General features: G+C 41.3%; 9 protein-coding genes and 1 rRNA gene. 3 read left to right on the forward strand and 7 right to left on the reverse strand.

Annotated features, from left to right (window positions below; translation table 11 throughout):
* Positions 1-41: 41 nt before the first annotated feature.
* On the reverse strand, positions 42-1,490 hold the full coding sequence (locus CWI32_RS13095; protein WP_100535496.1) for an aldehyde dehydrogenase family protein: 1,449 nt from the start codon (positions 1,488-1,490) through the stop codon (positions 42-44).
* A gap of 135 nt (positions 1,491-1,625) precedes the next feature.
* Here CWI32_RS13095 and CWI32_RS13100 point away from each other — a divergent pair, with 135 nt between their 5' ends.
* Both CWI32_RS13100 and CWI32_RS13105 read left to right on the forward strand, forming a co-directional pair.
* On the forward strand, positions 1,626-2,315 hold the full coding sequence (locus tag CWI32_RS13100) for a TIGR04219 family outer membrane beta-barrel protein (RefSeq protein WP_100535497.1): 690 nt from the start codon (positions 1,626-1,628) through the stop codon (positions 2,313-2,315).
* A gap of 379 nt (positions 2,316-2,694) precedes the next feature.
* Complete coding sequence (locus CWI32_RS13105; protein ID WP_005173569.1) at positions 2,695-3,246, forward strand: type 1 glutamine amidotransferase domain-containing protein; 552 nt, start codon at positions 2,695-2,697, stop codon at positions 3,244-3,246.
* 47 nt (positions 3,247-3,293) lie between these two features.
* Here CWI32_RS13105 and CWI32_RS13110 read toward each other — a convergent pair whose 3' ends face one another.
* From CWI32_RS13110 to rrf, 6 genes are all read right to left on the reverse strand, one after another.
* Entirely contained in the window at positions 3,294-3,617 is a 324-nt protein-coding gene (locus CWI32_RS13110) for an ankyrin repeat domain-containing protein (RefSeq protein WP_100535498.1), read from the reverse strand.
* 17 nt (positions 3,618-3,634) lie between these two features.
* Positions 3,635-4,309 (reverse strand): hypothetical protein, encoded by a 675-nt coding sequence (locus CWI32_RS13115; RefSeq protein ID WP_100535499.1) that lies wholly within the window; start codon positions 4,307-4,309, stop codon positions 3,635-3,637.
* A gap of 95 nt (positions 4,310-4,404) precedes the next feature.
* Positions 4,405-5,754, reverse strand: coding sequence for an aromatic acid/H+ symport family MFS transporter (locus CWI32_RS13120; protein ID WP_100535500.1), 1,350 nt, complete (start codon positions 5,752-5,754; stop codon positions 4,405-4,407).
* A gap of 336 nt (positions 5,755-6,090) precedes the next feature.
* A complete protein-coding gene (locus CWI32_RS13125) occupies positions 6,091-7,455 on the reverse strand; it encodes an MFS transporter (RefSeq protein ID WP_171294226.1) in 1,365 nt (454 codons plus the stop codon).
* 288 nt (positions 7,456-7,743) lie between these two features.
* Complete coding sequence (locus CWI32_RS13130) at positions 7,744-9,003, reverse strand: esterase-like activity of phytase family protein (RefSeq protein ID WP_100535501.1); 1,260 nt, start codon at positions 9,001-9,003, stop codon at positions 7,744-7,746.
* A gap of 163 nt (positions 9,004-9,166) precedes the next feature.
* Positions 9,167-9,281: ribosomal RNA gene (gene rrf, locus CWI32_RS13135) — 5S ribosomal RNA — on the reverse strand.
* A gap of 222 nt (positions 9,282-9,503) precedes the next feature.
* Here rrf and CWI32_RS13140 point away from each other — a divergent pair.
* Positions 9,504-9,809: a hypothetical protein gene (locus CWI32_RS13140; protein ID WP_252146115.1), complete on the forward strand. Its 306-nt coding sequence runs from the start codon at positions 9,504-9,506 to the stop codon at positions 9,807-9,809.
* Positions 9,810-9,928 lie beyond the last annotated feature (119 nt).

Raw genomic sequence — 9,928 nt, forward strand, 5'->3', positions numbered from 1 at the left:
AGCAAATCCATCACGGGATCTGAGCGATTGATGTCATTTACTTAAGATTTAATCACCAGCATCCGTTCTTCCTGCATATCGCGAATGGCAGATTGAATCCCTTCACGGCCTAAACCTGAATCCTTCACCCCACCATAGGGCATGTTGTCCACCCGGAAAGATGGAATGTCATTGATAATGACCCCGCCGACATGCAGATGATCCCAGGCATACAGCATCTTGTTCAAGTTCTGGGTATAAACTCCGGCCTGCAAGCCAAAACGGCTACGATTGATACAGGCAATCCCCGCTTCAAAATCAGGATAAGGTTCAATCATCGCCACCGGACCAAAGACTTCATCACGGTAAATTTCCAGATTATGATCCACGTTTTCCAATAAAGTCGGTGCGAACATCACGCCATTTAGCTCACCTCCAATCAGGATTTTCGCATCCTTTTTCAGTGCTTTTTCCAGCCATTTTTTCAGGCGTTTGGCTTCTGCTTCCTTGATCATCGGGCCGACCAAAGTTGTGCTCAGATTTGGATCGGTGGCTTTCAGATGTTTGAGTTTTGCAAGCAGTTTATCTCTGACTTCGGCATAAATATCCTGATGCACCAGAATGCGCTGTACACTGATACAGACCTGCCCGGCATGACCATAAGCACCGCCAACCAGACGGGTAATCAAGGCATCATTAATTTCGGTATCCGGCTCGATCATCACTGCGGCATTACCGCCCAGCTCCAGAACCACTTTTTTGCGGCCAGCACGCGCTTTCATATCCCAACCCACCACATCGGAACCGGTAAAACTGAGTAATTTAAAACGGTCATCGGTGACCAGCACATCGGCCAGCTCGCGCGGACAGGGTAAAACTGAAAATGCGCCTTTCGGCAAATCGGTTTCCGCCAGAATCTCGGCAATTTTCAAGGCAGAAATCGGCGTCAGACTGGCGGGTTTCAACACGAAAGGACAACCGGCAGCAATCGCTGGTGCAATTTTGTGGGCGGTCAGATTTAAGGGAAAATTAAAAGGGCTGATTAAAGACACTGCGCCAATCGGCACCTGCTTAACCATACCCTGATACCCCGATGCTGCCGCGGTTACAGCCAAAGGCAGCATACGTCCCTGATCGATCTGAGTCACGGCATCTGCGGCAATTTGAAAGGTATTAATCAGACGCTCGACTTCGGCTTCTGCCGCTTTGCGCGGTTTACCGCCTTCTGCAATCAGAATTTCAGTCAGTTCTTCACGAATTTCATGAAAACGGCGCACACAATGCAGTAGAATTTTCTGTTTTTGAAAGGGTTCTAAAGCCGCCATCTCTGCCTCGGTGTCTAGGGCAGACTGAATGGCCTGCTCCAGGCTTTTGGCATCGGCCAAAGCGACACGTGCATAGAGTGCTTGCGTATATTTATGTTTAACCTCTAGCCATTCTCCGGTCTGAACCGCCTGACCAGCCACATAGAATGAATAGTCTTTACACTGTTGTACTGCTGTAGATCGCATTTTTTAGTCCTTCAAAATCTCAGGATATACATTTTTGAAATTCTCTATATCATGCACTTGCTGATAAATATTAAGAAGATGTTTTTAAGTAACCAGACACGCTCAATTTTAATAAAGCTTTAGGGACTCACTGTCATGCAGACAAAAATACTCGCCACATTATTCTTCAGTTTTGGATTAAGCACGCTCAGTCATGCAGATTTCATCGGGGCAAAAGCCGATCTCAGCTACTGGAATTTTAACGGTTATAGCGAAAATAGCAGTATGAAACATGGTCTGGATCGACAAGGTACGGCGCAGCTGTCCGTGGCTTTTGAACATCCGATTCCGCTTTTACCGAATGCCAAAATCAAATATGTCAATCTGGACAGCAACAGCGAACAAAGCACTCCGATCAATGCCTCAGAAATCAAACTGAAGAATATTGACTATATTCTGTATTACGAATTGCTGGATACCATGGTACATGCCGATGTAGGCGCAGGCTTAAGCAATCTGGAGGGTACGGTAAAAAACCTGAATACCGGGGCTTTCACGCAATACGATCTGGATGAATACACTCCACTGCTCTATGCAACTGCAGGGGTTAAATTGCCATTTACCGGACTGAGTGCCAAAGCAGAAGCCGTTTACAGTCATGGCAGCGATAGTAAAAAGACCGATGTACAGGCTGAGTTACAATATGATTTTATTGATAATCTGCTGGTCGATGTCGGTGCCAAAATCGGTTATCGCATGATGACGGTAGATTTTCAACAGGATCAACGTCCAGATTTACAGCTGGAATTTAAAGGCCCGTATATTGGCTTAGATGTACATTTTTGATGCCAAGAATTCAGCAGCTGGTCGTGCTCAATTTCTCTGCGCTCATGTAAGTCAAAGCGTACAACAATAAGCGCAATCTGCTGCTGGTACAAAATCTGCTTGTGTATTACTTTAGACACATAGAGAGCAGGATGCTCCGAAAACCTAAAAACAACAAGAATAAGCAAGCATCAGGACGTGAGGTACGACAGGAGTTATACCTAAATCACGAGATACGGAAAAAGCCCCAACAGGATGTTGGGGCTTTTTTTCTGCTATTTCTTTTTCTGTGCATTGCTTTATTTATCATTGCTTAACAGTTCCGAGTTAAAACTCCAACATTGTAAAAATCGGCTTGTTGTTAAGCTAAAAATCCTCACATTTTTTGGGAACAGCAATCATGGTAAAAAAGGTCCTCTTTATTACATCCAATCAAGGTATTGAACATGATGAACTGACTGAGCCTTTAAATTTTTTAAAGTCCAAAGGTTTTGAAGTGATTCATGCTGCAGAAAAAAATGAAGATGTCGCCACTGTCAAAGGTGATACCAAAGCTGCTACCCAATATACGCCTGATACCAGTTTCGACCATGTCGACCTGAATGATTATGATCTGTTGGTGATTCCAGGTGGTACAGTCAACGCAGATACTTTAAGAATTAATCAGGATGCCCAGAAAATTATTCAGCATTTTGCCGACAATCACAAACCGATTGCGGCGATCTGTCATGGGCCATGGGCCTTAATTGATGCAGATCGAATTAAAGACAAGAATCTGACCTCGTATAAGAGCATCAAGCTGGATCTGGAAAATGCCGGCGGTAAATGGGTCGATGAAGAAGTGCATCGCTGTAATACCGGCGGCTGGGTACTGATTACTTCACGGAATCCGGATGATCTTCCGGCCTTTAATGAAGCCATTTTAAAAGAACTTGAAGGCGATGCTGCCTAAGCTCATACCATAAAAAAGAACCTCAAATTTGAGGTTCTTTTTTATATTCAGACACCACCGGCCAGACTTTTCAGATAAGCCACAACTTCTTTATTGCCTGCCATTTCGGCCAGTTCTAAAGCAGTATTAGGACTGCGATGTGCAATATCTGCACCTTTGCTGACCAAGAGTTTGACCACTTCCAGATGATCATTTTCAGCAGCGGCCTGTAAAGCACTATAGCCTTCTTCGTCGGCAGAGTTAACGTCCAGACCTTCCTGTAAGCCTTGCTCGACCTGTTCAACATCGCCTAAAGAAGCCCAGTACACCAGTTCAGGAAGATGTAATTCGTCATCATCTTCAGGGATTGGGGAGAATGAGTCGAATTGCATAGAATCTACCTCAAGATTTATTTTAAGTCTGAGGGTATAAAAGCATATCCATTATAACTAATCCAATCCATGTGCAAAAAATTTCCTAATGATTTAACTGACTCAATATTAGCTGTAGGACCCATTAAAAAACTAGAGAAAACATTTCTTTTATTATTTTCTTTATATTCATGGATATACCATACACCCTGTATATGTTTTCTTTGAATATTGCCTTGTTCATCTTTTCTATGTAATAGAGGACTTATTTCTTGGTAAATAAAATCTTGATCATGAAAATCATTTCTTTCATTTAGAAGAACTAATATCCCTGTGCAATCATCTTTTCCTATAGCTTTTTTAGTTTCAGAGATTTGTTTATCTGCTGATGAAAGAAGTGATCGCAAATTTCGAGAGGCATAATCACATAATTTATTTCTAATAAAATTAGGATCTTTATGTTTTTGGATCAACTCTTCAATATGTACAGTCCCAAAAAATTCTGGGAAATCCTGATCTTTATCTACTTGATCATTTGTAAAGTCATTAATTGTACTCTGTCTATCTTTTTCTAAAACTTTGACTTCCAAAATCCATGAGCGCTCAAAAGCAAAATAATCTGCCTTACGCCCTATAAATTTAATATCCTGTATATCATCTATCGATTCATATTCAGAATCCGCAAACTTCTTAAAACGATCATTTAGGTTCATTTATTTATCACTTTTTTAATATTTTTAAAATTTATCATTTAATGATAATAATAAAAAAGCCCCCTTTCGGAGGCTTCTTATTTAAAAACTTAGCTTTAAGCTTTAGACACTGCTGGCTCAATTGCACCAATCTTTTCAGATTCATTGTCATGCATGATTAACGCAACCGCAATTGCAGTAATCAGAACCGGTAAGCCGACTGCCATAAAGTTAAAGTAAGCAGGCAGGTTCATACCAAGCAAACCACCAATCAGGATCGGCCCTACAATCGCGCCCATACGACCAATCGCAGAAGACCAGCCAATGCCTGTCGAACGTACCGCAAGCGGGTAGAACTGCGCAACATAGCTATATAGCAACATTTGTGAACCAATCGACGCTGCACCCGCCAGAAACACCAGGATGTAAAGTAAGAATTGGTTAGATGCGAAGCCCATTGAGCTCATCACAATCGCACCCATCATACCGAGGAACATCAGAACCGGTTTCAAGTGGAAACGATCCGCCAGAATACCGCCACCCACAATACCCACGACCGCACCCACGTTCATCACCATCATGAACATCAGACTGTTGTCCATCGAGTAGCCCGCTGCCATCATCAACTTCGGTAACCAGCTACTTAAAGCATACATGGTTAACAGACAAGTGAAGAACGCGACCCAGAACAATAAGGTATTGACCGCACGGCCACGACGGAACAAGCTCACCACGTTCGCTGCTTCAGGCACATTTTCCTGTGGCAGGGTAAGCGTTGTATTCTCGGTAACCGTTAGATTTGGTGCCAGACGACGTACGATTTGACGTGCTTCAGCCTGCTTGTTTTGCTTCACAATAAATGCCAGCGATTCAGGCAAAAATTTCCAGATCACTGGTAATAAAAATAATGGAATACCCGCGATAAAGAACATGATTTCCCAACCAAAACTTGGGGTAAACCATGAACCCAACAACGCAGCCATTACACCACCGACGGCATAACCACTAAACATGGTGGTTACCAAGGTACTGCGCATTTTTTGTGGCGCATATTCCGAAGTCAATGCCACCAGATTCGGCATGACCCCACCAATACCCAGACCGGCAAGAAAACGTAAAATACCGAATTCGGTTGGATTTGAGGCAAAGCCACCCGCAAAAGTTAAACCACTGAATAATACAATACAGATCATGATCACTTTCTTACGACCGATCTTGTCCGCGAGGGAACCGAAGATCATCGCACCAAACATCATGCCAGCCAGTGCGGTACTTGCAAGCATGCCCGCTTGCACTGCACTTAAGCCCCAGTCTTGCATCAGTAAGGGTAAAACCACACCATTGATTGCTAAATCGTAGCCATCAAATAAGATAATGAGTAAACACCAAGCAACTACATTGAAGTGGAAAGGCGTGAATTTCGCATTATCGACTACAGAATTTACATCTATTTTTTCCGTTGTCATCGTTCTCATCTCCCATGAGTACTTGTCCATAACATCTTTGTTGAAGATTGAAGGCAATCTTCAATGTCAGGCAATATACGCAAGCGGGATTTAAGGCACAATAAGACTAATTGATATTCTGCTATGACAAATGTAATGCCATTTATTTGCGTGATATGTCACATTATTATTAAAATTAAATTTTAAGCCATTAATAATAATGACTTTAATTTAAGCAGAATTTGTAGATTTTTTAGCTCAATCACTTTTTTTGAGTGGTTTTATTTCATACTAAAGATATAAAAAACCCCTTCAGACAAAGGGGTTTTTTAAACTGAATGAATCTATGAGGATCGTTTAAATTTTGGCTGCTTTTAATTGTTTCACCTGAACGCGACCGGGTTGTGGTTGACGAATCATTGAAATAGCGATGATACCAATAATACCCGGCATGGCAACCGCGATGAAATTCCATTTATGTGGTAATTCCATACCCAGCAGCATACCAATCACAATTGGACCCACAATTGCACCTGTACGCCCCACAGCAGAAGCCCAACCAATACCGGTAGAACGTACTGCAACAGGATAGTATTGAGCAACATAGCTATATAACAAGATACTGGTACCAATAGATGAAGCACCTGCTAAACTGACAAGTAAATAAATAACAGGTGTTGGAGAGTTAAAGCCTAAACCAACCAGAGACAGTACACCCACAGTTAACATACTAATAAGAACAGGTTTAAAGTCAAAACGGTCTGCCAGAATACCACCACTAATGGTTCCGATCACGGCACCAATATTCAGTGCTAATAAGAACATTAAACTGCTGCCTAAAGAATATCCCGCAGCCATCATGAGTTTTGGCAGCCAACTTCCAAGTGCATAAAGCATGAGCAAGCACATAAAGAAAGCAATCCAGAATAAGAATGTTCCCATTGCACGATTTTCTGTAAATAACGCTTTTACTGATGCACTTTGTGTCTGATCGCCTGTGGCTAGAACCAGTTCAGTGTCTGCTCGTACGTCTGCAGTTGGCTCAACTCGTTTTATAAAATGACGTGCCTCATTCATTTTTTGTTCTTTAACCAAGAAAGTTAGAGACTCAGGTAAGAACTTCCAAAACAATGGAACAAAAAGTAAGGGAATACCTGCAATGAAGAACATAATTTCCCAACCAAAACTTGGGGTAAACCATGTACCACATAATGCAGCCATAATCCCACCTACGGCATAACCACTAAACATGGTGGTTACAAGTGTACTTTTTAAACGTTTAGGCGCATATTCAGAGGTTAAAGCAACCAGGTTAGGTAATACCCCGCCTATGCCCAAGCCGGCAATAAAACGTAAAATACCAAACTCTGTTGGAGTGGTGGTAAATCCACCCAAAAATGTAAAAGCACTAAATAAAGTGACACAAATTAAAATCACTTTTTTACGACCGATTTTGTCTGCAAGCATCCCAAACAGCATGGCACCAAACATCATGCCGGCTAGTGCTGTACTGGCAAGCATGCCTGCTTCAACAGCACTCATGCCCCACTCCTGCATCAGTAGAGGCAGAACGACACCGTTAATTGCTAAATCATACCCGTCAAATAGAACAATAAACAAACACCACAATACAATGCTTAAGTGAAATTTAGTGAATTTTGCCTGATCAATCACATCATTCACACTAACCGTATTTGCTGCCATTTTCGTGTTTTCTACCATTTTTACTCACCTCCTGTGAGTTATTATTCGTTGTTTTCAGCACGACACATGCCACTAACTCTTATTTATTATTTTTAATGATTCTTATCGCCATGTTCGTGCAACAACTTAGTTCAACACAACTAATTTTCAGGCAATATGCGACTAAAGTCTTAAGCTTTGCTCAAAATTCTAAACCCATGCGTCCAGTTTTTAATGATTTCTTAACAATTCAAGCTACTTCTTCGATATAAAAATCCCTGAGTTCTCAGACTCAGGGAACGTTTTAAAATTGAGAAAAAACTGAAATTAATATAATGCTTGAGCTAATCGGATCTGAATAATTTCATTATCATCTGCCAGATTTCGATTACGACCACTTGAACCGGGAAAGTTATTGTCATTCAAGACGGTAATTAAATCAGGCCCTTCAATAATAATGTCTTCAATGGTCTGAAATGGAAAACCAAAGCGCTGACCGGTGGCAAGATCTCCCGGACGTACCGGACCATAAAGTAAATCTGGATTGGCCAGATCCATTAAATTAACCAGTTCTTCACGTGCGACAGACTCACCGGACTGATTCAATCTGACCTTGATTAATTTTTTATAGCCGCCCAGATTATTTTCACTGTCATCACGTTCAATAATCACACCTTCTTTGGCACTAAATAACTGAAAATCACCAATTGCAGAGGCTTTCGAAGCCAACTCAAAATAATAGAAATTTCCAGTATAAACTTTCTTTTCCAGATCAAATTCTGAAATGATTAGTTGTGGCGTCGTGGCATTTAATAAAGGTTTTTCAAGTAAAGGATATAAATAGCGACCATTGGGGGAAATTGCCATACCTTCAAAGCCCCCACTCTGCTGTACCAAAGGTTCAATATAACCGTTAATATAACCGATAGTCCCCTTGTTTAGCTGATTTTGTGGAGATCTGAGTTCAGTTCCAGCTTCTAATGGATGCGCTAAAGCAATCGGCGGACTTTTTAATATTCCATCTGCACTAAAATGTAATAAATAAGGGCCAAATTCATCTCCAATCCAGATATCGCCATTGGGCGCGCGCTGCATAGATTCCGGATCAAAGTCAGCACCTGTCAATAAACGCTCTTGAGTATTCTGATGGACAATTTCAAAAGGAATCAGTTTGTTCGGATCACGAAGCTGAATATAAGATAAATGTTTGACAGTTGCTGTACCGCCCGCCTTGGTTCTGAAATCGCTAGAAAGATGATGCAAACGCAATAAATAATCAGAAGAATTATCCTGCGAGCCAAAGCCATTATCCGACATCACCAGATAAGTTCCATCCGGCTGCTTTAATGCAGCAGAAAAACCCTGTACAGGCTGGCCTGAAAATGGAGGAAAAATACCATTTGCTCCACGTACATCTCGTCCTGAATCAGAGCCTTCTGCATAGGTCTCTACATCCAGTTTGGCAAAAGACACCAAAGTTGGTTCAGTTACGCTTTCGATGGGCTGAAGGGTTTTATCATCGGATTCATTGCATGCCGTCAGAGCGAATACAGAGACCGCCAGCAAACTTAAAGAAATTTTTCTCATACGTCTATTCATCTTTTTATAAAGTCGACGTCTTATTTAATACAGTTTGAATGACAGGACAGTTGCGATGAGATGAAGTTTTAAGGACAGTTTTATTTTAATAATTTTATCCCATGCAAAAAAAACACCCCCAACTGTTAAGTTAGGGGTGTTTCGAATAATGAGCTGGCGATGACTTACTCTCACATGGGTAACCCCACACTACCATCAGCGCAAAGAGGTTTCACTTCTGAGTTCGGGAAGGGATCAGGTGGTTCACTCTTGCTATTGTCGCCAGCACAACTGTTTATGGATACTTGCCTTGGTCTTATTTCGTCACTTTTCAGTGTATGCCAATGCTTTTTCCAAATGAGTTATTAACAGAATATTTGTGTTGAATTAAGTTTGTTTAGTTTAACTAGCTTGATCACTAAATCAAGTTGTTTTGCTTAATATCGAATCAATCGAGCTTTATACAACAACTTATTCAGAATATTCCATCGATTGCCCGGCTCTATCAAATGTCCTATGACATGCTGTTTCATTATGGCAATACCCTGATTGCACCCGGTCTACGCCAGATTATTKAWSKTCATGCCAAATTATTTCCAATGCATCAGACTAAAAAGACGCATGAAAACTGGCAGCCAATTCATTCTTCAATAGATAAGTATTTTGATGCCTATGAAGGTTATATCTCATCTCATGATGCTAAAAAGGTAGATGATCAAATATTGGCACAATTGGCTGAAGAAATATCGTTCAATAGGATCATGAAAAATAAAAAGCCCTCCTTGATAAAAGAAGGGCTGATAAATCTTGGATAGCTTATTTCAACAACGCATTCAAAAACTTACCCGTATGTGACGCTTTGACTTTTACCACCTCAAAATCGGATTGCCGGTGAGCAGTTTCTGCTGCTCCAGACGCCGAGTCAGACGTAATA

Source organism: Acinetobacter pseudolwoffii, assembly GCF_002803605.1.
Taxonomy (GTDB): Bacteria; Pseudomonadota; Gammaproteobacteria; order Pseudomonadales; family Moraxellaceae; genus Acinetobacter; species Acinetobacter pseudolwoffii.

What these genes read in the sequence shown, in the direction of transcription:
- CWI32_RS13095 (WP_100535496.1), bottom strand. Translation starts at nt 1,490, where the DNA reads ATGCGATCTACAGCAGTACAACAGTGTAAAGACTATTCATTCTATGTG.
- CWI32_RS13100 (WP_100535497.1), top strand. Translation starts at nt 1,626, where the DNA reads ATGCAGACAAAAATACTCGCCACATTATTCTTCAGTTTTGGATTAAGC.
- CWI32_RS13105 (WP_005173569.1), top strand. Translation starts at nt 2,695, where the DNA reads ATGGTAAAAAAGGTCCTCTTTATTACATCCAATCAAGGTATTGAACAT.
- CWI32_RS13110 (WP_100535498.1), bottom strand. Translation starts at nt 3,617, where the DNA reads ATGCAATTCGACTCATTCTCCCCAATCCCTGAAGATGATGACGAATTA.
- CWI32_RS13115 (WP_100535499.1), bottom strand. Translation starts at nt 4,309, where the DNA reads ATGAACCTAAATGATCGTTTTAAGAAGTTTGCGGATTCTGAATATGAA.
- CWI32_RS13120 (WP_100535500.1), bottom strand. Translation starts at nt 5,754, where the DNA reads ATGACAACGGAAAAAATAGATGTAAATTCTGTAGTCGATAATGCGAAA.
- CWI32_RS13125 (WP_171294226.1), bottom strand. Translation starts at nt 7,455, where the DNA reads ATGGTAGAAAACACGAAAATGGCAGCAAATACGGTTAGTGTGAATGAT.
- CWI32_RS13130 (WP_100535501.1), bottom strand. Translation starts at nt 9,003, where the DNA reads ATGAGAAAAATTTCTTTAAGTTTGCTGGCGGTCTCTGTATTCGCTCTG.